19 protein-coding genes are annotated in these 21,921 nt (G+C 56.8%); 16 read left to right on the top strand and 3 right to left on the bottom strand.

Annotated features, from left to right (window positions below; translation table 11 throughout):
• Positions 1-252: 252 nt before the first annotated feature.
• The 10 genes from mobB to DOLE_RS01080 all read left to right on the top strand — a co-directional run bounded on the left by mobB (position 253) and on the right by DOLE_RS01080 (position 8,513).
• A complete protein-coding gene (mobB, locus tag DOLE_RS01035) occupies positions 253-732 on the top strand; it encodes a molybdopterin-guanine dinucleotide biosynthesis protein B (protein ID WP_012173635.1) in 480 nt (159 codons plus the stop codon).
• Between the two features lie 120 nt (positions 733-852).
• On the top strand, positions 853-1,176 hold the full coding sequence (locus DOLE_RS01040) for a winged helix-turn-helix domain-containing protein (protein ID WP_232362719.1): 324 nt from the start codon (positions 853-855) through the stop codon (positions 1,174-1,176).
• 91 nt (positions 1,177-1,267) lie between these two features.
• Positions 1,268-2,143 (top strand): molybdate ABC transporter substrate-binding protein, encoded by an 876-nt coding sequence (modA, locus tag DOLE_RS01045; RefSeq protein ID WP_012173637.1) that lies wholly within the window; start codon positions 1,268-1,270, stop codon positions 2,141-2,143.
• Positions 2,140-2,916: a molybdate ABC transporter permease subunit gene (locus tag DOLE_RS01050; protein ID WP_012173638.1), complete on the top strand. Its 777-nt coding sequence runs from the start codon at positions 2,140-2,142 to the stop codon at positions 2,914-2,916. Before modA ends, DOLE_RS01050 begins: the two co-directional genes overlap by 4 nt.
• Entirely contained in the window at positions 2,913-4,004 is a 1,092-nt protein-coding gene (locus tag DOLE_RS01055) for an ABC transporter ATP-binding protein (RefSeq protein ID WP_012173639.1), read from the top strand. Before DOLE_RS01050 ends, DOLE_RS01055 begins: the two co-directional genes overlap by 4 nt.
• Before the next feature lie 337 nt (positions 4,005-4,341).
• The gene (locus DOLE_RS01060) at positions 4,342-5,376 is read left to right on the top strand and encodes an ABC transporter substrate-binding protein (RefSeq protein ID WP_153304324.1); all 1,035 of its coding nucleotides are present in this window, start codon (positions 4,342-4,344) and stop codon (positions 5,374-5,376) included.
• Complete coding sequence (locus DOLE_RS01065) at positions 5,366-6,124, top strand: ABC transporter permease (protein ID WP_012173642.1); 759 nt, start codon at positions 5,366-5,368, stop codon at positions 6,122-6,124. Before DOLE_RS01060 ends, DOLE_RS01065 begins: the two co-directional genes overlap by 11 nt.
• Positions 6,121-7,212 (top strand): ABC transporter ATP-binding protein, encoded by a 1,092-nt coding sequence (locus DOLE_RS01070; protein WP_012173643.1) that lies wholly within the window; start codon positions 6,121-6,123, stop codon positions 7,210-7,212. Before DOLE_RS01065 ends, DOLE_RS01070 begins: the two co-directional genes overlap by 4 nt.
• 121 nt (positions 7,213-7,333) lie before the next feature.
• A complete protein-coding gene (locus tag DOLE_RS01075; protein WP_012173644.1) occupies positions 7,334-8,062 on the top strand; it encodes a Rossmann-like domain-containing protein in 729 nt (242 codons plus the stop codon).
• 205 nt (positions 8,063-8,267) lie between these two features.
• The gene (locus DOLE_RS01080; RefSeq protein ID WP_012173645.1) at positions 8,268-8,513 is read left to right on the top strand and encodes a hypothetical protein; all 246 of its coding nucleotides are present in this window, start codon (positions 8,268-8,270) and stop codon (positions 8,511-8,513) included.
• Positions 8,514-8,624: 111 nt separating this feature from the next.
• Here DOLE_RS01080 and DOLE_RS01085 read toward each other — a convergent pair whose 3' ends face one another.
• Positions 8,625-9,662 (bottom strand): START domain-containing protein, encoded by a 1,038-nt coding sequence (locus DOLE_RS01085; RefSeq protein WP_012173646.1) that lies wholly within the window; start codon positions 9,660-9,662, stop codon positions 8,625-8,627.
• Between the two features lie 217 nt (positions 9,663-9,879).
• Between DOLE_RS01085 and DOLE_RS01090 the strand changes: the two genes are divergently transcribed.
• The 6 genes from DOLE_RS01090 to DOLE_RS01110 all read left to right on the top strand — a co-directional run bounded on the left by DOLE_RS01090 (position 9,880) and on the right by DOLE_RS01110 (position 18,702).
• Complete coding sequence (locus DOLE_RS01090; protein ID WP_012173647.1) at positions 9,880-10,326, top strand: hypothetical protein; 447 nt, start codon at positions 9,880-9,882, stop codon at positions 10,324-10,326.
• Positions 10,327-10,393: 67 nt separating this feature from the next.
• On the top strand, positions 10,394-12,196 hold the full coding sequence (locus DOLE_RS01095; RefSeq protein ID WP_012173648.1) for a B12-binding domain-containing radical SAM protein: 1,803 nt from the start codon (positions 10,394-10,396) through the stop codon (positions 12,194-12,196).
• An 11-nt stretch (positions 12,197-12,207) separates the two neighbouring features.
• Positions 12,208-12,375, top strand: a complete 168-nt coding sequence (locus DOLE_RS18100) for a hypothetical protein (RefSeq protein ID WP_012173649.1) — start codon at positions 12,208-12,210, stop codon at positions 12,373-12,375.
• Positions 12,376-12,671: 296 nt separating this feature from the next.
• Positions 12,672-16,880: a PEP/pyruvate-binding domain-containing protein gene (locus tag DOLE_RS01100; protein ID WP_012173650.1), complete on the top strand. Its 4,209-nt coding sequence runs from the start codon at positions 12,672-12,674 to the stop codon at positions 16,878-16,880.
• Positions 16,881-16,960: 80 nt separating this feature from the next.
• Positions 16,961-18,214, top strand: coding sequence for a type I glyceraldehyde-3-phosphate dehydrogenase (locus tag DOLE_RS01105; protein ID WP_012173651.1), 1,254 nt, complete (start codon positions 16,961-16,963; stop codon positions 18,212-18,214).
• A gap of 92 nt (positions 18,215-18,306) precedes the next feature.
• Complete coding sequence (locus tag DOLE_RS01110) at positions 18,307-18,702, top strand: response regulator (protein ID WP_012173652.1); 396 nt, start codon at positions 18,307-18,309, stop codon at positions 18,700-18,702.
• Between the two features lie 98 nt (positions 18,703-18,800).
• On the opposite strand, the gene DOLE_RS01115 is transcribed toward DOLE_RS01110, so the two are convergent.
• Together DOLE_RS01115 and DOLE_RS01120 are read right to left on the bottom strand one after the other, a co-directional pair.
• A complete protein-coding gene (locus DOLE_RS01115; RefSeq protein WP_012173653.1) occupies positions 18,801-19,976 on the bottom strand; it encodes a thiolase family protein in 1,176 nt (391 codons plus the stop codon).
• A 25-nt stretch (positions 19,977-20,001) separates the two neighbouring features.
• Positions 20,002-21,864 carry an AMP-binding protein gene (locus DOLE_RS01120; protein ID WP_232362720.1) on the bottom strand — a complete coding sequence of 621 codons (1,863 nt, stop codon included), beginning with the start codon at positions 21,862-21,864 and terminating at the stop codon, positions 20,002-20,004.
• Between the last annotated feature and the right edge of the window lie 57 nt (positions 21,865-21,921).

Consider the following 21,921-nt stretch of genomic DNA (forward strand, 5'->3'; position numbering starts at 1 on the left):
CGGTATCGCAATCGACAATCACGCATCACCGCCCAGCCGGTTCGTCACCGCCGTCATTGCCCGATCAAGTCGGGCAATGACGACTGCGCATGCGGCCGGGTGAGTAGTGACGACTGCGTGGGTGGCAATGTCATACTGGATCGCCGGTGTTTTCGTCTTCAAAGAGTATGGAGCCCTTACACCGATTGACTTTGACCCCCATTGCGCTTAAGAATAGTTTTCATAAACCTCTATTCTGAGCGGAGCAGAAAAATGAAAATCTTTCATATCGTGGGCCGGTCCAAAAACGGAAAAACAACGCTTATTTTAGAGCTGATCGCGGAACTCAGAAAACGGGGCCTGGCCGTGGGCACCCTGAAACACAGCGGCCATGCCCATGAACTGGAAACACCGGGCAAGGACTCCTGGCGGCATCGGGAGGCCGGGGCCGTGCCGTCCGCCGTAACCACCACCGACCAGATGGCGGTTTACCTGCCCCGCAAGGTGGATGAAAATCCTTTTGACCGGCTGGGCCACCTGTTTGCCGAATGCGACATCGTGCTGGTGGAAGGGTATGCAAACGGCCCGGGCGCAAACATTGAGGTGTGGCGGGCCGCCAATGGAAAGGACCCGCTGTTTCCGGAAAGAGACGACATCCTGGCCGTGGTCACCGACGACCCGGTTGAAACCGGCCTGCCGGTATGGCCCAGACGCGACGTGGCCGCCATTGTGGATGCCATGATGCGCCTGTAGCGTCGAAAAAAAGCAGCCTGTTTTTTTATCGTTATTGAGTATGGTTCTTGACAATCGCTATGTTCTTTTGTATATAACGCCATGGCCAATGATAACAAGAAAAGAACGAAGGCTTATCGTTTGCGGGGTCGAATCTGGATAGAGGGGCCGGACGGCACTTTTCTTGGCTACGGGCGGGTGGTTCTGTTGGAGAGGATTCGGGACTACGGCTCTATCAGCGCTGCGGCCCGGTCCATGCAAATGTCCTATCGTCACGCCTGGAAACTGGTGGAATTCATGAACGGTCAAAGCCAAATGCCGGTGGTGGAAAAGAGTACCGGTGGCATAGGCGGCGGTGGCGCGGTACTTACCCCGGCGGGTGAACGTGCAATAGCGTGTTTCTGGTCTGCTTATAAAGAGTTCAAGGCGTTCCTCGCCCAGGGGTCGGCGGAGCTTGAACTGTAGTTTTTTTTGTGTTGCGTTATGTTTGGCGGAATACAACCGATGGTACATATTCATCACAATCAGCACGGCGGTCCAAGAGGAGGTAATAAACATGCGAAAGACGGTTTTTTTCTTACTGGTCGGACTCGGACTTACATTGTTTGGGGGGGGGCAGGCAACCGTCAAGGCGGAGAGCGATTCTATAACGGTTTTTTGTGGATCAGCGAACAAGCCCGCAATGGAAGAGATTGCCGCCAAGTTCAAGCAGGAGAAAAACATCAACGTAAATATGATATTCGGCGGATCGGGCACGCTGCTTTCCCAGATTGAGCTTTCCAAAAAAGGGGAAATCTACTTGCCGGGCTCGCCGGATTACATCATCATCGCCGAACGGAAAAAACTTATTGTAGAAAACAGCGCTCGGATCGTGGCGTATCTTGTCCCTGCCATTATAACCCCCGCGGGTAATCCCGCGAATATTCATTCCCTGAAAGACCTTGCCAGGCCCGGCGTTCGCGTAGGCATTGGGAACCCGGAAACGGTGTGTCTGGGGCTCTATGGCATTGAGCTTCTGGAGAAGAACTCGCTGCTGGCACCGGTTTTAAAAAATGTAGTAACGTTTGGCGGAAGCTGCTCAAAAACGGCAAACCTGGCCGCGATGAACCAGGTTGACGCCATTCTGGGATGGCGGGTGTTTCATTACTGGAATCCTGATCGTATGGCGTTTGTGCCTATTGATCCGGATCAGATACCAAGACTTTCCCATATTCCTATTTCCATTCCCATCTATACCAAGGACATAAAACTTTCAGAGGCTTTTATTGAATTCGTGCTTTCTCCGGTGGGAAGGGAGGCGTATGAAAAATACGGGTATCTCGCCTCTCTGGACAAGGCGCAGGTATTCGCTCCACAGGCGCCTGTGGGTGGCGAATACACCCTTCCAGCCGCCTATTTCGACATCATGAAAGATTTAAGGCAGCAAAAATGAATCGTGTTTTTGATGCCATCATCTGGGGAACCGCAGGGCTTCTTATTCTTGCTTTTATCGGCCTTTTCGCGGGCATGCTGGTCGAACTGGGACAGGAAAAAGTTCTCTCGTCTCCCGATTTGGGAAGAGTCCTTTTTGCGGTAAAGCTTTCTCTTTTCACGGCCACAATCGCCTCTGTTTTCGCCCTGGCAGTTTCCGTGCCCGTGGCGTATCTCTTTTCCAGACATACCTTTTTCGGTAAACGGTTTTTTGATACCCTGCTTGATTTGCCGATCGTTCTGTCTCCCATTGCCCTTGGGGCCATGCTCCTTATCTTTTTTAATACGCCGTTGGGAAAACAGCTTAACCATTATTTCGGCCCTTTTGTTTTTGAGGTGAAGGGAATTATTCTGGCCCAGTTTTTTGTGGTGGTCGGGCTGTCCTTGCGATTGCTGCGGGCGACGTTTGAAGGGATCGACGAGGAATATGAAAATCTGGCCCGAACACTGGGGTATAGCAAAATGCGGACGTTTTTCCGCGTGGTGCTGCCCATGGCCGGTAAAGGTATTATCTCTTCTTTTTTGCTGGTCTGGGGAAGGTCCATCGGGGAGTTTGGCGCCACGGTGACCCTGGCCGGCGCCATGACCATGAAGACGGAAACCATTCCCGTTGCCATCTATTTAAGCTTTGAGTCCGCCAACATTACGGGCGCCCTGATTTATATTACGCTTCTGGTTACCATGTCGCTGGCCATTCTTTTTTTTGTAAGAACATTAAAGGTGGGAACGATATGAATCACGCCCATCTTCAGGTTGATGGACTGACCCTTTCCCTGGGCGGATTCTGCCTTCGGGATATTCATCTTTTATGTGCAAAAGGAGAGTACCATGTCCTGCTGGGTCCCACGGGAAGCGGCAAGACATCATTGATGAGATGTATTCTGGGTTTCTACAGGATCAATCAGGGGGCCCTCTATTTGAACGGAAAAGAGATTACCCATACACTGCCGGAAGACCGTCATATGGGATATGTTCCTCAGCACTACTCTCTTTTTCCCCACCTGAAGGTGGAGGGAAATATAAGATTCGGGTTCCGATCCGGAAAGTACCCGTCTCAAAACGCCGACAGAACTGTAGACCGGCTGTGTGACATGCTCCAGATTCAGCATCTTCGAAAAAGGGATGTTCGACATCTTTCCGGCGGCGAGAAACAGAAAGTCGCGCTTGCCCGGGCCCTGGCCATTCAACCCGACATTATATTGCTTGACGAACCCTTTTCATCCATAGATGAAGGTGCCAAGCGCAGCCTGTGGATTAACCTGAAGGCAATCATTAATGAAATCAGCATCACCGCCTTTCACATCACCCACAACCTGGAAGAGGCCTACAGCATGGGCGAGCGACTCTCGGTGCTGCTAAACGGCGAGCTTCATCAGAGCGGCCCCAAAGAGGATATTTTTGAGCGGCCGGCAACCCAGGAGGTGGCCCGCTACCTGAACTACCGGAATCTTTTTTCAGGGGTAGCCCATGCGCATCCTGAAGGCGCGAGGATTGACACCGACTGCTTCAGTGTCGTGCTGTCAAAAAAGATTTCCCCCGGCACAAGGGTAAACCTTTGCGTCCGGCAGCAGGACATCAAAATTGTCAAGCAGGACAACGCCGTAAAACCGGCCATGCGGCATAACATACTTCATGGCCATATCGTTTCCCTGTTTCCCTTTCCGGAATATTGTCTGGTCTGGTTCAGAGTAGAGGGAAGCACCCGGGAGTATGACCTGGAAATAAAACTTCCGCCCTATCTTCGGGAACGGTATAAGCTTTTTGCCGGTAAACAAACGGACGTGGCCTTCTGGGAGCCCAGCATCATTGTGTTTCCCGACTAACAAGAGTCCATTCATCTGGTATGAAGACACGAAAAACGTTTCTGGATGGAAACTAACAAGGCCGCAGAATCGTTCGGTCGGGCTTTGGTAAAAAGGTCGCTAACGACACAACCGAAAAGTTTAGTTTCACCGCAAAGACGCAGAGGTCGCAAAAAAAAGCGTAAACACTGCGCGCAAAGGTGAAAAAACAATCCTTTGCGTACGTTTCGCCTTTGCGGCGCAAAAAAAGAAAACCGTCAACATCAAAAGGCCGTCTTCCAGAACGGAAAGAAAATTCAACTTTAGAGGCAGCCGAAAATTTTTTGCTTTTCATTGACGAGAGGAAAGGAGCTGTACTGTGTGTAGAAAATTCGGTATCGCCGTCTGTCTGGTTTCCCTGTTTTTAATAATACAGTTTCCCGGCCTGTCTGTCGCTGAAACCCTGCCTGGTAACGGACAGGAGAAAGTCCGTATGGCCGTGGAGTTCATGGACCATGCCGCCGCCGCCTTTGTCGCACGGGAAAAAGGATGGTTTACTGAGGCCGGCCTTGACGTGACGGCCTATGAAAGCTATGCCACGGGCATGGCCCTGGCCGCGGCCCTGGCCAGGGGTGATATTGACGCGGCTTTTATTTGCCTGGTTCCCGCTGTGAACTCCCGGTTCAACGCCGGGGTGCCCGTCAAGATCGTTGCCGGCACGCACAAGCACGGTTACGGGGTGGTGGTCAATAAAAAGAAAATCAAAACAGCCAGGGATCTGGAGCGGCCGGATATTTGCGTGGGCTGCATTCGGCAGGGCGGGGCCGTGGATGTGATGTTGAATAAAGCCGTTGACGTTTTCCACCTGGACAGGGAAGCTGTTTTGCCAAAAATACGGCGCATGCCCCCGGAAAAACAGCTGCTGGCCCTTCAGACCGGCCAACTGGACGCGGTCGTGCTGCCCGAGCAGTGGGCCACCATGGCCGAGGCCGGGGATTTTGAGATGCTTTTTACCAGCCGGGATGTGTGGCCGAACATGCAGGGCAGCGTGCTGGTGGTCAAGGAGGATCTGATTGACAAGCGACCCGCCGTGGTGCGACAACTGATCGCCGTGCTGGAACAATCCACCGCCTGGATGAACAGTCATCCCCGGGAGGCGGCCGAAATCGTGTCCCGGCAGCTTCAAACTATGGGTGGCGGCGACGGCCCGGACCTGGGGGCCGGTACCCGCACGGTCATTACGCCCGCCGTTGTTGAGCGTTCCATGACCCGCATGGATTTTACCACTGCCATTAATCCCGCCGAGGTGCAGCGCGCCATCGATTTTATGGCGCGCCTGGGATACCTGAAAAAGGCGGCGCCGGCGGCGGAAATTTTGGACTTGCGGTTTCTGGAGGCCGGAGGTGGAGAGTAAACTCAAGCCTGCCTGGGGGTTTTTGCCGGTGGCGATTTTTCTGGTTGCCTGGGAAGTGGTGGCCAGGGCCGGCATATTGCCGGGCCGGTTTTTTCTGCCCCCCTTTTCCGAGGTGATGGCCGAGTTTTACCGCCTGACCGTTACCGGCGTGCTGGGCAAAAGCTTTGCCGCCAGCCTGGGCCGGGTGTTGATCGGATTTTTCGCCGGGTCCGTGGCCGGCATTGTGGTGGGTACGGCCATGGGATGGCGGCGCCTGATCGACAAAACCCTGTCTCCCATCATCAGCCTTTTTTATCCCATTCCGGCCCTGGGCTGGATTCCCCTTCTGATGCTGTGGATCGGCATCAACGAGATGCTGCCCATCACCCTGATTTTCATCTGCTCCTTTTTTCCTGTCCTCTACAACACGGTCACCGGCATCAAGCAGGTGGACGCCGACTACATTCTCGTGGCCCGGACCCTTGGGGCCTCCGAAGGCCGCATCCTTTTTGCCGTGGTGCTGCCCCTGGCCCTGCCCAACATCTTTACCGGCCTGCGCCTGGAGGCGGGCATGGCCTGGCGCACGGTGATCGCCGCCGAGATGGTGGCCATTCCCACGGGTATCGGGGCGCTGCTGATGCGGGCCGAAAGCCTGATGCGCATCGACATCATTATTGTGTGCCTCATCGTGCTGGCCGTCATGTGTCTTGTCTTTGAGAACCTGTTTGCCTGGCTGGAGCGGCGGTTGACCGGGGGGTGGAAATCATGAGCCCCACCTTTCTTCAGATTGCCAGCCTGAATCTTGCCCTGGGAAAGTTTTGCCTTAAAGACATTAACCTGTCCTGCGGCCGGGGGGAATATCATGTGCTGCTGGGACCCACGGGCAGCGGCAAATCCACATTGATGAAGTGCATTCTCGGGTTTTATCCCTCCCACGGCGGTGCTGTTTTTTTAAACGGCCAGGACGTCAGCCGCCGCCGGCCTGAAGAGCGGCGCATCGGGTATGTGCCCCAGAACTACTCGCTGTTTCCCCACCTGGACGTGGAAAAAAACATTCGGTTCGGTCTTCACGGCGCCGGGGGCGCCGATGCCGACCGCATCGTGGACCGGCTTTGCGACATTCTGGGTATCAACGGCCTGCGAAGCCGGGCCATTGCAAACCTCTCCGGCGGGGAGCGACAGAAGGTGGCCCTGGCCCGCGCCCTGGCCATTGCCCCGGACATGGTATGTTTAGATGAGCCGTTCTCCTCCATCGACGAAGGGGCCAAGCGACTGCTCTGGGTGGAGATGAAAAAGATCATTCAGGAGATCGGCATCACCGCCTTTCACATCACCCACAACCTGGAAGAGGCCTACAGCATGGGCGAGCGGCTCTCCGTGCTGCTGGACGGAAAGCTTCACCAGAGTGGCCCCAAGCAGGCGATATTTGAACGCCCGGCCACCTGCGACGTGGCCCGGTTTTTAAATTACCGCAACATTTTTACCGGTACGGCCCACACCCATTCAGACGGTACCCGCATCGACACCGACCGCTTTTCCGTGGTGGTTTCAAAAAAAATTACCCCCGGCACGCGGGCCACCTTCTGCGTTCGCCAGCAGGACATCAAGATTTTAAAGCCGGACAAGACCTTAAAGCCGGCCCTTTCCCACAACAGGCTGTCCGGCCGCATCGTCTCGGTATTTCCCTTTCCCGAGTACTGCATGGTCTGCTTTCAGATCAGCGGCAGCCCCCAGATCCACGACCTGGAGATCAAGCTGCCCCCCTACTTGCGGGAGCGCCACGACCTGTATGAAGGAAAGGAAATATCGGTGGCCTTCTGGGAACCCAGCATTATCCTGTTTGACGGATCAAATTGACCTTTAAATGCAAAAGGCTTACAACATCTCAAGACGATAGCGGATTTCAAAAAATCAAATTCACCGCAAAGGGCGCAAAGAAAAATATTGATTCAAGACTCCACAATACAGGAAACACATCATGTCCACAAAACTTTACGACCAGATAAAAGAGCGGTTTGCAAGCATCTGCGATCAGTATGACCTGATGGACCAGGACGTGACGGTCAAGGCCCGCACCCTGTCCACAGAAGAGGCCATCGGCGATCCCGAGGCAGACGACTTTCCCTTGCAGCAGGGCCGGGAGCGGCTGATGCAGGCCGATTTTTCAGGCTCCCTGGGCCAGGCCTTTACCGACAGGTTTGGGGATTTTAAAGGCCCGTTGCGCGAGATTCTGGCCATGCCCCTGGAAAACAACTACCGCCGGGCCATTTTCGTGGCCACCATAAACGCGGTGATGCGCCACCTGGGCCTGGCCGACAAAACCATTCACTGCAGAGACAAAGGCCCGGCTGACTGCGCAGCGGCCCTGGCCGCATTTCTGGCAGAAGAGTACGGCGACATAAAAATTCTTCAGGTGGGGTTTCAGCCGGCCATGGTGGAAGCCCTGGCCAAACGGTTTGACTATCGCATCGTGGACATGGACCCGGACAATATCGGCACTGAAAAGCGCGGCGCCCGCATCGAAGGCCCGGACGCCACGGCCGATGCCATAAAGTGGGCCGACCTGCTGCTGGTCACCGGCACCACCGTGGTCAACGGCACCATCGAACAGTTTCTCACCGACACGCCGGTGCTCTTCTACGGTACCACCATTGCCGGCGCCGCCGAACTCATGGGCTGGCCCCGGTTCTGCGCCTGCGGCACGTAAAGGCCGATGTGCGCCCGGCCCGGTCGCATTAGCATGGCTTGACTTATAGCAGAAAAGCATAATATTGTTTTGACAGATGTTCTTTTTCAGAACGGCATGAAACCGGCGCGCCGGTCAAAAGATATGGCCCGGATGGCGCCGGGTTTGTGCCGGAAGAGAACGCAGACGGAAGTCCAACCCCCTTCACCAGACAAGGAGGCTGAAAATGTACGACAAGCAAACACTGTGTGACAAGATTCGAAAGATCTACCCCGATATCGGGGAGTGCGGTATTGATGTGAAGGTCGATTATGACGAAGGCCAGAAGGCCTGGACGGTGTTACTGAAAAAAGGCAACCATGAACTGAAAACCTATCTGGAGCCGGAGGATGCCGACACCTGCATGGACGGTAAGCAGTGTATCGGTCTTGGCATTCAGATCGCTCAGCTCAAGGACAATGTCGGCCTGTAGTCTTCGGCCATTTAAAAAAACCGTTAACGCCGGCAGATGTGAAAATTCGCATCTGCCGGCTTTTTTTTGCAAAAGAGCGCTCCGCCGTGTTCCGGCAGAGACCGCCCATGCTCATCCGGCATAGCCGTTCAGGTACGCTTCCAGAACGACGTTTGCCGGCCGGTTGTCTACGGCCGATCCTGTCTGAATGGCGTGAATCAGCCGGTCGTCTGAAAGGATTTTTTCCACGATGGCCGGGTCGCTGGTGCGGGACTTCAGGTAGGCGCCGATAAGGATTTTAACCGCCTCTTTTCGGGCAGCGTCAGATCCCCACGCATAGAGCAGTTTCTGTGAAACGATGCCGTTTTGCGTGGTGACCAGGTCGTAGAGCGGCATGTGGCCGGCCATGAGGTCGATGACCGCTTTTGACTGAATGATCTCGGCCAGGCGGGCTGAGGCGATCTGCTGCGTGCGGGTCTTGTCGGCCAGAATCCGGTCGCACAACGCCTTGTCCAGCGATTGTTCTCCCAGGGCGATGTATTTTTCCGTTACCGCCTTTTTCTGCATGTTGGAAAGCTTGTCAAAGAGAAACCGGTTGGCGATCATTTTGGAAAGGGTGTCCGGCAGGCTGCCGGCCAGGTCCACGTTGTACTGGTAGATCACCCCGGTTTTGTCCGGAGTGATAAACTCGAACGTGTAGTGCCCTGAGAACATGGGCACCCGGATGAGCCTGGCCTCGGTTTCCGGCCATTGGTCCACGTTTTGCAGGGAAAAGAAGGCCCGGCCGCGGTCCATGTCGTACGTTATCGTGGCGTGAATGATGATTTCCCGGTCGGAAAGGGGCCAGGGCAGATCAAGAACGATGCGGACCTTTTTGTCGTCCCGGTTGATAAAATCCATGGAGGACCCATGGGAACAGTAGGGCATCCAGTCGGTATAGGTCTCCACGTCCCGGACCAGCTCACTGACCACGTAGATGGGGGCGTCCACCACGGTGACCGCCTTGAATTCAAAGATCCCCGTACCCTGGTATTGACGGCTGTAGGACTTTATGCCGTTTTTGTCCATCACCCGTTTCCAGCCGCCGGCCTCCAGGGGATCAGAAGCAACGGCAGAGACAACAAGAGAAAACCACAGAACCAGAACAGCCGCACCGCATTTTTGAAGCATGATACCACCCGAACAAAGCGTTACCTGTTGCAATGTTGGCGGGCCGCCGGAACAGGCGCGCCCGCGGACACGGACCAAGAGGATATTTATATGCCGCCAGCCGGCCGCATGCAAGCAAAACCGGCAAAAAAAGCCGGTGCAAGACAACTGCGCCGGCTTTGCAAAACCGGCGGAATATGTTTTAACCCGAAATGTGCGGGCGTAAAATGGAGAGGTCATGAAAAAAGCGTTGTCATACAGGCTGTTCAGGCTGGGTGCCATTCCAAAAAAGCTGCGGCCGGAACTTGAATCCGAAGGGATAGTGGTTGCCGATGAAGGCATGGCCGGCCGGTTTGTCGCAAAAAACGTCAAGGGCCCGGGCCGGCGGTATCGCGGGCGGGTAGAGCTGTTTTCCGGGTGCCTGGCGGTGACGCAAAAGCGCGTGGCCTGCTTTACCTATGGAAAACGGCAGATTCATATCGCCGCGGATGATCCGAAGCTATCGGACCTGTTTGTGGATGTTCCCGCGCCGGACACCCTGCTCATTTCTTTTGAGGCGGCGGATTTCCGGGACGACTGGCGCGGGGTGCTGGCATTCCGGTTTAAAACCCAAAAGGCCCGCCGGTTTTTTGATGTGCTGACCGCCCTTGGCGCCGGGCGGGGCAGACCCGCATCCGGGGCTTGAAGCGTACCGGCCGGGTGTGCTATAGATAGAAATCTTATAACCCTTTGCCACAGCAGGAACCGCCGGAATGTCCGCTCCCTATTTCGTGGTATACAATCCGCTGACCTACAAGCTGATGGACCTGATGCCGGCAAAAGACATCACGCCCGTTGAGGTTATTTCCTACCTTTCCGGCAGAAACGCCCGGGAACTGGACGAGGAAAACTTTCTGGCCTTTATCGATTTTCAGTTGGAAAAGCAGCGGGTTACCATGGTGGACACCCTGGCCATTGAGATGTATTCGGGCGTCTACATTCAGAACCAGCTGGCAAAGCTTGCCAAAGACCACCTGGTGATCATGCTGGACGGCAAGCGCAGGCGGTTTTCCCAAGTGATCGGCGAAAAAAAGCGCCTGCCCCGGGCCGTGTTTATCACCTCCATGAGCTCCAACTTTCCGGCGGCCGCGGCCGCGGCCCTGGTGTTGAACCACGCGAAAATTCCCGTGGTGCTGGGCGGCATTCACATCTCCACCATGCCCGAGGACGTGGACACCTTTATCCGGGCCTATGCCCCCCATCCGGAAATCATCTCCATTGTCAAGGGCTCCGGGGACTCGGCCACCCTGGCCGAACTGCTGGAAGACCTGGACAGCCACCGGCTCAAGCCGGAATACACCGGCTACCGGTTGATCGAAGACGGCATCTGGGGGGAGTTTCCCAACGTAGAGCCCCTGGAACCCTTAAAAATCGGCATGCTCAACAAGCTGCCAGGCATCCGGTGGACCGCGCTGAAGGACTTTCGCATCAACCCGGTGGCGCCCTATACCGGGTGCCCTTTTTCCTGCAAGTTCTGCTCCATCTCCACCCTGCCCAAAAAGCAGCGGGCCGTTCGCCTCCGGGACCCGGACGATTTTATCGAGGAACTGAGGCTGGCCCAGAAGGGGCCGGTGAATTTCAAGAACCGCTATTTTTTCTTTACCCCGGACAACCTGCTGCTGGGCAAGAAAAACCTTCACAACCTGCTGGATAAGATCATTGCCAGCGACCTGTGCATCAACTACGCGGTGCAGATCTCCATTGACGTGGCCAATGACGAGGCCCTGCTGAAAAAGATCCGCCGGTCCGGGGGCACCCATTTTTTCATCGGGCTGGAATCCCTGGACCTTCGCAACCTGAAATATATCGACAAGCATATCGTGGGCGACATCGAAAAGCGGGGCATTACGGCGTCGGACTATTATGCCGAAAGGATTCGAAAGATTCACGCCCAGGGCATTTCGGTGCACGGCTCCTTTATCGTGGGCCTGCCCTATGACTACTTTCATTCGATTTCCGACAACACCGGCATCGACATCGCCCGGTTCTGCAGCAAAAACCGCATCGGCGCCCAGCCCAGCACCATCGTGGACCTGCCCGGCTCGGTGTTTTTCAACGAGAGCCAGGAAAACAACCGGTTCCTGTACGGCCGGCGGGGCACCATGGACTATTTTGTCTCCCTGTCCATCACCGATCTTGCCGAAACCAACAAGATGCCGCCGGACTCGCTGTACAATAGCCCACTGGTGATCGCCGCCATGGTGTATGAAATTGCCAGCCGGGTCGGTTCTCCCATGACAGCGGCGAAAAATTCGGCTATTATTTTTACGCGTTCCTTTTTTCGCCCCACAAAAAACGGCCGCGGGTTCCGGGTGCGGCAGCGGTTTCTCGACGCGCTGTGCTCGGCGGTTTCCCAGACGGCGGTCAGCCTGTACAAGGAGCAGGGCGAGTACCTGGTACGCTCAGCCCACGGTGTGCGGGGGATCATGGAACGCCTTTACGACGAGGAGAAAAACCCGGAGGTACGACGGATGTTTGCCCGGTATGTAACGCGGTTTACCGAACAACCCGGATAAGGACAACGGATATGGTAGATGTAAAGCTTTCAAAGGAGCGCAACAAGAAGGGGGAGATTATTTCCGCCACGGTTTCTATTGACCGGAACGGCGCCATTGAAAGACGCCGGTTTGCCACCGAGGAGGAAGCAAAGGCGTTTATCAGAAGAATGAGGGAAGAGGCGGCCAGGGATCAGTAGCCTGAATACCGGTTTTTTCTTCTAATCGTCTGGCAGCCGTGACAAACAAAGCCTGCCGGTAATCCCGCTGTCTTTGTTTTACAGCCGTCCGGGTGACGGCGTTGTAAAACGACCTGTTGCCTTCCCACCACAACGTCCCAGCAGCCGGGATCATTCTTGAAAACAGCGGCATGGTTTGATAGGGTATGGACCAGCGGCACCTGCCGGTCCCTTAAGGGGATTGCAGGGCATGCCGCTTTTTGCGTTACACTGGTTGCTCCGGCGGTTTGCGCTGCCGGGTGCCGACGGAAACGAAGATGACGCTCAAATCAAAAGCCCTGGAAGTCAACCTGGCCAGCTATCATGTGGATGTCTCCATTGAGGACCGCTACATGGTGCTGCGTGATGTCATGGCCGACTTCCAGGGTCTTGCCGAGCGGCTGGACACCTTCTTAAAAGAGCTCTCCCACCCGTACCGGAACTGGCGGTTTATCGTCAGCGAGGCCCGCACCTTTTCCCTGGACTATTTTTACCAGCTTCGCAACCACGCAAAAGGCCCCCAGGCCGCTGACCTGTATGTCAAGATTTTTGCCGGCGCCATCAGCGCGGCCCAGCAGATGCAGGTAAAGGTGGACGCCGCCGACAACCTGCTTTTGTTTCTGCAAAAGGCGGCAAAAGAGGGGGGGGCGGACATGGCGCCGGTGCTTCAGGCGGGCATTGACACGATTGCGCGCCTGGAGGGCGAGAGCTTTTCCTTCTTTATCAACAGTTACTACCAGTTGACCGATGTGGCGGCCGCCATGCTCAAAGGCGGGGCCGCCGACCTGCTGGATGCCGCGCGTCTCGGCCGCCTGCTGGAAAAATACCTGGTGGCGGTGTGCCGCTGCTGGCAGCAGGAAAAAGACAGTCTTGCCTGGCTGAAAAAAGAGATCGGCTGGACCGCTCCGGCCACCCCTGCCCAGGAGGAGGTGGTGGCCCTGGTTTCCGGGGTGTCCCACAACGCCATCAGCCAGATGCTTGTGCGCATACGGCAGCTGGAGACCAAAACCCCGGATTCCCGGGAACGGTGCCGGCAACTGGCCCAACTGCCCGGCTACGAGTTTTTTGTGTCCGCCTACCGGAACCTGCCCGACGCCCTGTATGCCGCCGGCGTCGACACCGGTAACGGCCACCAGTGGAAACTCCTGGCCCTGTTTCTGGTGTTGAACATGTCAAGCCTTTCCGGCCTTCACGAAGAGGCATTGCGGGAAATCAACACCACCCTGACCTACCTGATTTCCAGCAGCGATATCAAGAAGAGCCGGGAGTGGATCAAGCGGACCTTTCAGGTGCTGCAGGATCAGACGGCCCGTTTTCCGGCCACGGCCTTAAACTGCGTGCGCAACGTGGGGGAGAGCGTTTACAAGACCGGGGACGCCGAGCTGGTGAGCTATTTTATCGACGGCGTGATTGGCCTGGGGTTTCATGCCCCCATGGTGGAGGGGGTGGACAACGACTGGAAGATAAAAGCCAACAAGGCCCACATTCAGAACATTCGGGCCTGGCTGGCCCTGATCCGGGAAAACCCCCAGCGCTCCTCGCGGCTGTTGTCGGCGCTTATCGTTCATCTCACCCTGGAGGGGGTATTCATCCGGGACACCGACCTGTTCCCAAGGGATATCACCGAGCTGCTCAACAGTGACATCGGCCCGGTTTATAACATGGTCAAGCAGTTTGCCCGCCTGCTGCCGGTTTTTTTCAACGACATCGGGGCCGAAGGCGCCCTGCGGGATATCTCCACCGAGCTGGACGAAATCTGCCACCGCAAGGACGTGCTGGTTCATTTTTTAAGAAAGCAGGGTCACGTGGAGGGCAGCAACCGGCTGATTCCCTTTATGGAGGCGGCTATTGCTTTCTGGCTGACAAAAGACAAGACCGGTCTAAGGGCTTTTCTGCCGCCGGACATGTATGAACAGGTGCGGGAGAGCGGTCCCTACGTGGACCAGATGCACGCCCTGTTTTCACACCTGGCCGACAGCGGCGTGGACCTTCCCCGGGGCCTGCTGGCCCTTGACGCTGAAGCGGTGGCCGCGCTGTGCGAAAAGGTGCCCGCCGCGCCGGACCGGGAACGGCGACGGGTGGTGCTGGTGACCGAGTTCTACAAGCTGCTGGACCAGAAATACACCATCAATCCCTCAGACGTCGAGGGATACGTGGCCCGGCTCAACACCGTCGATTTTCCGGACTTAAAGGAGCTCAAGCGGGCCTTTGCCGAATCCAAGGCCAAAAACAAGGCAACCCGGCTCATCACCTACCTGGAGCAGCTCAAGGCACTGATCCTGTCCGACGAACGGTTTGAGATCGAGCAGAACATCTACGAGAAACGCCATATCGCCGTGGACATCCCCTCCATGTACGGCAGCTACCGGGAGACCAAGTTCGACGCCCTGGGCCTCACCTTCCGGTTGGAGGCCCTGCTCAACGTGCTGTTCGAAGAGATCGTCAACGACATCGACCTGGGCCTGATCACCAAGACCACCTTTTTCCAGATTTACAACTGCCTGCGGCTTTTTGTGCGGGCCCTGGCCGTGGACGGCTTTTCCACCAAGGAGATCGAGCTCCAGCTGGACCTCCTGTCCCAGGGCATCAACACCCGGGGGTTTTCCTTTACCCAGTTTTTGGACATCTTCAAGCGGTTTGCCACCGCGGTCAAGCACATCATCGCCGACCATTTTCACAACCGGCACGCAAAGAACCTGCGGACCATCCTGTCCGGCCAGCCCTCCGGCGTGGTGCTGCCCAAGTACCTTCCCGGTGACGGCAGCCGGAGCGCCGACATGGACCACGACAAGCTGACCCACCGGGTGTCCGAGATCTTTTTTCGGGAAAAGATCGCCCTCTCCCTGGGGCTTCCTCAGCTGGACCTGCTGCTGACCCGCGTTCTCAACGTGCTGTTTCACCAGGCCAACACCCTTCCGGCCGAACGGCTGGAGCGGCTGCTCAACTACGACCCGGCCCGCACCATCGCGGCCATCGATGTCCGGGAAACAAAAAAATACGGCATCATTCACCTGGGCAACAAGGGGTTTAACATCATCAAGCTGTCCGGTTACGGATACCCGGTGCCGCCGGGATTCATTATTACCACCGAGGTGTTCCGGTGCCGGGACATCATGGATGCCTATGCCCCGGCCGAGGAGATTTTCCGGCAGCAGATGGCCCATCACCTGAAACACCTGGAAAAGTCCGCGGGCCGAAAATTCGGCGACCCGGCAAACCCCCTGCTGCTGGCGGTACGGAGCGGGGCCGCCATCTCCCAGCCGGGCATGATGGACACGGCCTTAAACGTGGGCATGAACGAGGAGATCACACAGGGGCTGGCGCAACAGACCCGGAACGCATGGTTTGCCTGGGACAGCTACCGCCGGTTTCTGCAATACTACGGCATGGCCTTTGGCCTGAAGCGGGACGATTTTGACGCCATCATCCGTGAACACAAGGCCCGGCGGAGCATTCCCCTGAAACGCTATTTTTCCGGGGACCAGATGCGGCAGGTGGCCCTGGACTATAAAAAAATGCTGGAAGACTGCAAAATAAAGGTTGCGGAGAACCCGTTTGATCAGCTTTACGTAACCGTCAAAAACGTGTTTGCCTCCTGGTATTCCCAGAAGGCGGAAAACTACCGGAAGATCGTGGGCATCTCCGATGACTGGGGCACGGCGGTAACGGTGCAGTCCATGGTGTTCGGCAACCTCTCCCGGCAGTCGGGCAGCGGCGTTTTTTTCACTCACAGCCCCCGCATGCCGGGGGACACGCCCCGGCTGTGGGGCGACTTTACCATCGGCAACCAGGGCGAGGACGTGGTGTCCGGCCTGGTCAACACCCTGCCCATTTCCGTGATGCAGAAAGAGGCGGAGCAACGCCGGACCGACATCACCCTGGAGACCCATTTCCCCGAGATATACGCCGCCCTGAAACAGTGGGTGGATGAGCTGATCTACGAGCACGGCTGGAACCCCCAGGAGATGGAGTTTACGTTTGAGGGCCCCACGAAAAGCCAGCTTTACTTTCTGCAGACCCGGGACATGACCATTCGGGAGAGCAAAAACATCACGATTTTCGACCCGGACGACGTGCTGGAGAGCGACCGGTTCCTGGGCCAGGGTATCGGCGTGAGCGGCGGCGCCATGAGCGGGCGTATTGTTTTTTCTTTAGAGGAGATCGACAAGTGGGCCATGGTGGAGCCCGATACCCATCTGATCCTGATACGGGGCGATACCGTGCCCGACGATATTCGGGAAATATCGGGCACCGACGGCCTGCTGACGGCACGGGGCGGTCTTTCCTCCCATGCGGCGGTGCTGGCCCACAGCCTGGGCAAGACTTGCGTGGTGGGTTGCGGGGCACTGGTCTGTGACGAGGTGAAAAAGACCTGCCGGTTCCATGACGTGGTGTTGAACGCCGGAGACTATATCAGCCTTGACGGCGCCGAAGGATCGGTTTATTCAGGATTTTTAAAGACCCGGAAGGTGGAGGCGTACCTGTAGCCCGAATATTTCATGAAATATCCGGGTTAGAGGTTTAAACCAGGGCCGTGCGGGGGCCATTGAACAAAGGAGTACGAACCATGAAAAAGCAAGACGCCGTGAAGATCGGCATTAACGGTCTGGGCAGAATCGGCAAACTGACGCTGTGGCATCATGTGGGCCGCAAGTATTTTCAGGAGATTGTCGTCAATATCGGTCGATCGGCGGGATCTTCCATGAATGACATCGCCCATTATATCGAACGGGATTCCACTTACGGTCACCTGCACAGTTACCTTCACGGCTGCAGCTCGACACCGGTCATTGAAGAGGTGGACGAAGTGGCCGGCACCATGGTCATCGACGGTGTCAACGTGCGTTTTCTCCGCAAGGAGCGGAACCCCGCCGACATCGGGTGGCGAAACTTCGGCGTCAAGCTGGTGGTGGACACCACGGGGTCATTCCTGGATCCCACCGTGCCCGCCGACGCCCCCAAAGGCGCGCTGCGCGGTCATCTCGTCTCCGGCGCGGAGAAGGTGGTGCTGTCGGCCCCCTTCAAGATCAAGGACAAGCAGGCCGCCATGCCCGACGATGCGGTGACCACGGTGATGGGCATCAATGAAAACGATTATGATCCCCGGCGGCACGTTCTGGTTTCCAACGCCTCCTGCACCACCACCTGCCTGGCCCACATGATCAAACCGTTGCTCAACCACTTCGGGCCGCGAAAGATCCTGTCCGCCTCCATGGCAACGATTCACGCGGCCACGGCCAGCCAGGAGGTGCTGGACCGGCTGCCCAAGGCGGGAAAGACCGACCTGCGAAAGAACCGGAGCGTGCTCAACAATATTATTCTGACCACCACGGGCGCGGCCAACGCGTTGCGCCTGGTGATTCCGGAGATGCGGCAGATCGGCTTTATTGCCGAGTCGGTGCGGGTGCCCGTGACCTCCGGATCCCTGATTATCCTGGTGGTCAATCTTCAGGAGGAGCTTTCCGGCGATCCCATCCGGCGGGAGCGCATCAACAACATCTACCGTCAGGCCGCGGCGGGCAGCCCGAATGGATACCTGCTTTATACGGACAAGCAGAACGTGTCCGCCGACATCATCGGCGCGCCCAGGGCCGCGGCCGTGATCGAGGGTAGTGAAACCCATACGCGCACCGCCGAGGTGGCCATAGACCTGCACAATGTGCCCGGCCTGGACGACCGCATTCTGTCCGCCGTGGAAAACGCCACCATTCGGGTGCCGGTGACCCAGACCGTGATTTTCGGGTGGTACGACAATGAGATGGCCAGCTATGTGAATATTCTGGGAGACCGGTGCGTGTCGGTGGCTGAAATACTTAATTGACAAGCAGTCCGGTTATCGAATGGGTGAGAGTGCCCGGAAATTCAAGGCATATTTTGACAGAAGCACAGTTTTGTGCAGCGAAGCAGTGTTGTATGATTGACAAGAAGATTCTGGTGATTGATGACGAGGGCGCGCAGCGGGACGTGATGGAGCGGTTTATTCCCAAGCTCGGCTACGCGGTTCGCGTGGCCGACTCGGCCGAGACCGCCCTTGCAGTGCTGAAGGAAGAAGCCTTCCCCCTGGTGATTACCGACCTGAACATGCCCGGCATGGACGGCCTGGAGCTGTGCCGCCGCATCAAGCAGCTGGATGCCGGCATCATCATTTATGCTCTGTCTGGTTATATCGCCTCCTTTGACGAGGCAAAACTGGATGCCTGCGGGTTTGACGGCTATTTGAGCAAGCCGGCCAACGCCAGGGTGCTGCACCAGGCGATTGAGGGGGCGTTTGAAAAGATTTTTCGCCGGGCACGGGAGGAGCAGGAATAGCAGGGGGGTGTAGTTAAAAAGCCGGATGCGAGCGCTAGCGCCCGCATCCGGCTTTTCGTGTTTTTAAGCCGGTTCAAAAGAACCGTTTTTTTTATCTGTTAGACCTTTTCCACCAGCAGTGCCCCGCCGTTGCCGAAGGCGCCGCACAGGGAGGCAAGGCCGTATTTTGCATCCGGCGCATCTGTCTTTAAGACATTGAGGAGGGTGACAATGATGCGGGCGCCCGACTCTCCCAGGGGATGGCCAAGGGCGATGGCGCCGCCCCACATGTTGACCTTGTCAAAGGGCGCATTGTCTTTGTCCAGCTTGAGTTCCCGAATGCAGGCCAGTGCCTGGCTGGCAAAGGCCTCGTTAAGCTCGACGGCGCCGATGTCCTGGGGGCCAAGGCCGGTGCGGGCGAACAGCTTCTGTACCGCCGGTACCGGGGCCATGCCCATGATGGTGGGGTCGCAGCCGCCCAGCACGCCGTAGCTGTACTTGTATGTGTAGGAAAGGCCCAGCGCGTCGGCCTTTTTGCGGCTCATCATCAGCATGCAGCAGGCGCCCTGGGTCAGGGGGGAGGAGGTGGCGGCGGTCACGTTGCCGTCCGGCTTGAACGGGGACTTCATGCTTGCCATTTTTGCCGGGTCCACCTTGTCGCGGATCCACTGGTCGTGCTCTACCAGGAACTCGTTACCCGCGTCGTCCAGGCCCTTGATCGGAACGATTTCGTTTTTGAACTTGCCGGCATCCCGGGCAGCAGCGGCTTTCTTGTTGGACCAGATGGCCATGTTGTCCATGTCTTCCCTGGAGATCTTGTACATCTCGGCCACCTTTTCAGCGGTGGAGCCCATGGGGAAGTCGGCCAGATTGTAACGGCTGAAGAGCCGGGGCGGAAAGTCCATGTTGGCGGCCATGGGAACCTTTTCCATGTCTTCTGCACCGGCGGCGATCATGATGTCGGCCTCGCCGGTAATGATGGCCCGGGCCGCGTGCATGGTGGCGGCCATGCCGGACGGGCACTGGTTGGTGATGGTGTTGCTGGGAACACTCTCCGGATAACCGCCGGCCAGCCAGCCCAGCCGGCCGATATCGTTCTGCATGCCGGTAATATTGGCGCAGCCCACCATGATGGCGTCGATATCTTCGGGTTTGACGGCCTTGTTTCTTTCAAACAGGGCGTCGTAAGTGGCGGTGAGCAGCTCATCGGGACGCAGCTTCCGAAACCAGCCTTTTTCCGCATGGGCCCTGCCGTTGGGGGTTCTTACGCCGTCGATAAATACACATTCTTCCATAACAAAACTCTCCTTCATGTTTGAATTAATTGTTTAAACTGCCTGAAAACTCCTGTTCCGCCAACTTGCGGATCTCTTTTTTATTCAGCTTCTGCACCTCGGTGAGGGGCATGGCATCCACTATTTTTACGGCCTTGGGAACCGCATACTTGGGCACCCGTTCCCGAAGAAAGGAGATGATCTCCTCGGGGGTCAGCTTTTCCTTATACGCATCGGTGGGCTGCACATAGGCCACCACCCGTTCGCTGCCCTCCCGTTCAGGGTCCGGAATACCCACGGTGGCGCCCATCTCCACGCCGGGGTGACCGGCGAGAATGTCGTCGATTTCCCGTGTATACACCTTGTAGCCGGAGACGTTGACCATGTCCTTGGTGCGGTCGACAATATAAAAGTAACCGTCCTTGTCCACTGTTACAACGTCGCCGGTGTGAATATAACCGTCTGCATCCATTCCGCTGCCCGGATCCGGCCAGTAGCCCAGCATGCGCTGGGGGCCTTTCAGGCACATCTCACCGCGCTTGCCGGCAATAATGTCCTCGGGGGTAAGGATTGCGCCGGTATCCACGTCAACCAGCAGGATTTCCGTGTCCGGAAACGGAATACCGGACGTACCACGTTTTTCAATGGATGGTTTTTTCTTTTCTTTTGTTTTTCCGGTGCGGTTGACGGTAAAGGAGACAAACCCACCAAAGGCCTTGCCTACGGCCTTGGGGCCGATCAGCCGCATGCCCCGGTTCAACAGAAACGCGGACCCCGGCAGGCCGAGGGCCGTGCTGTTGAGGCGCTGGGGAATACGTCCGCCGGCCAGCCGCAACAGAAAAGAGGTGTTCAGGTGCGTGCACGGCGACATCTCGGACAATCCGTATCCCTCCATGATGGCGCCGCTTGACTGCTTTTCAAACTTTTCCTGGGTACTCGGCGGAAGCGGCGCGGATCCGGAAACCCCGAGCATGCCCATCCCCTGGAGCTCTTCCTGGGCGATCTTGAGGAACTGGGTCGGAACCCCCATCTGCATGAGGGGCCGGTATTCCTTGATCATTTCCACCATGACCTTGGAGTCACGGGCGTCGGTGATCAGTATCTGGTTGACGCCCAGCATGGTCATGACATGCATGATCATGTGGCCGTAAGAATGAAAAAGGGGCAAGCCGAGTAGAACGGAAATTGCCCCTTTTAATATTTTGTGCGCCGCTCCCTGGGCCCAGCAGGACTGCATGCTGTTGGCGTAGATGTTGCGATGGGTCAGCATGCATCCCTTGGGCAGCCCGGTGGTGCCGCCGGTAAACAGCAGCAGCTCCAGGTCCTTTTCAACATCAAAGTCTACCCGGGGCGGATTGGGCGGTGTGTTGGCGATCAGGTCGGCCATCCATACGGCGTTGGGAATATCCAGGGCCTTATGGGTGGCCGGCGGGTTTAAAGAGTAGTCATCCAGGCTCGACACAATCAGGTGTTCTATTCCGGTACTTTTCATCACCTCCACGGCAATGTCCAGATACTCGTCCAGGCAGATGAGCGCCCTGGGCGAGCCCTTGGAGAATTTGTGTTCGAGCGTACTGGGCGGCTCAAGCGAGCTGCTGGGAATCTGGACGAGTCCTGCCTTGGCAATGGCGTAATCCGCGATCACAAACTGAATGCTTGTGGGAAGGATGGTCGCCACCCGTTCTCCCTTTTTCAGCCCCATGGCCGCCAGGGCCGTGGCCAGCCGGTCCGCGTGGTCCTTTGCTTCAGGATAGGTCATCTTGAAGTTGTTCTGGATGAGCCCCGTTTTCTTGAACCGGGCGGCGGTGTCGTCCAGAATGTCACCCACGGACTTGTTCGGATACGGCTCCAGGGATTGCGGAATACCAAAAACCTTGTACTCTTTAAACCACGGCATCTGTGCGCTCAACGATATACCTCCCTCTGGCGTTTGTGGGTTTGAAACATCTTTTCGTGCCTTTCGGCC

Origin of the sequence: Desulfosudis oleivorans Hxd3, from assembly GCF_000018405.1 — a bacterium.
GTDB lineage: Bacteria > Desulfobacterota > Desulfobacteria > Desulfobacterales > Desulfosudaceae > Desulfosudis > Desulfosudis oleivorans.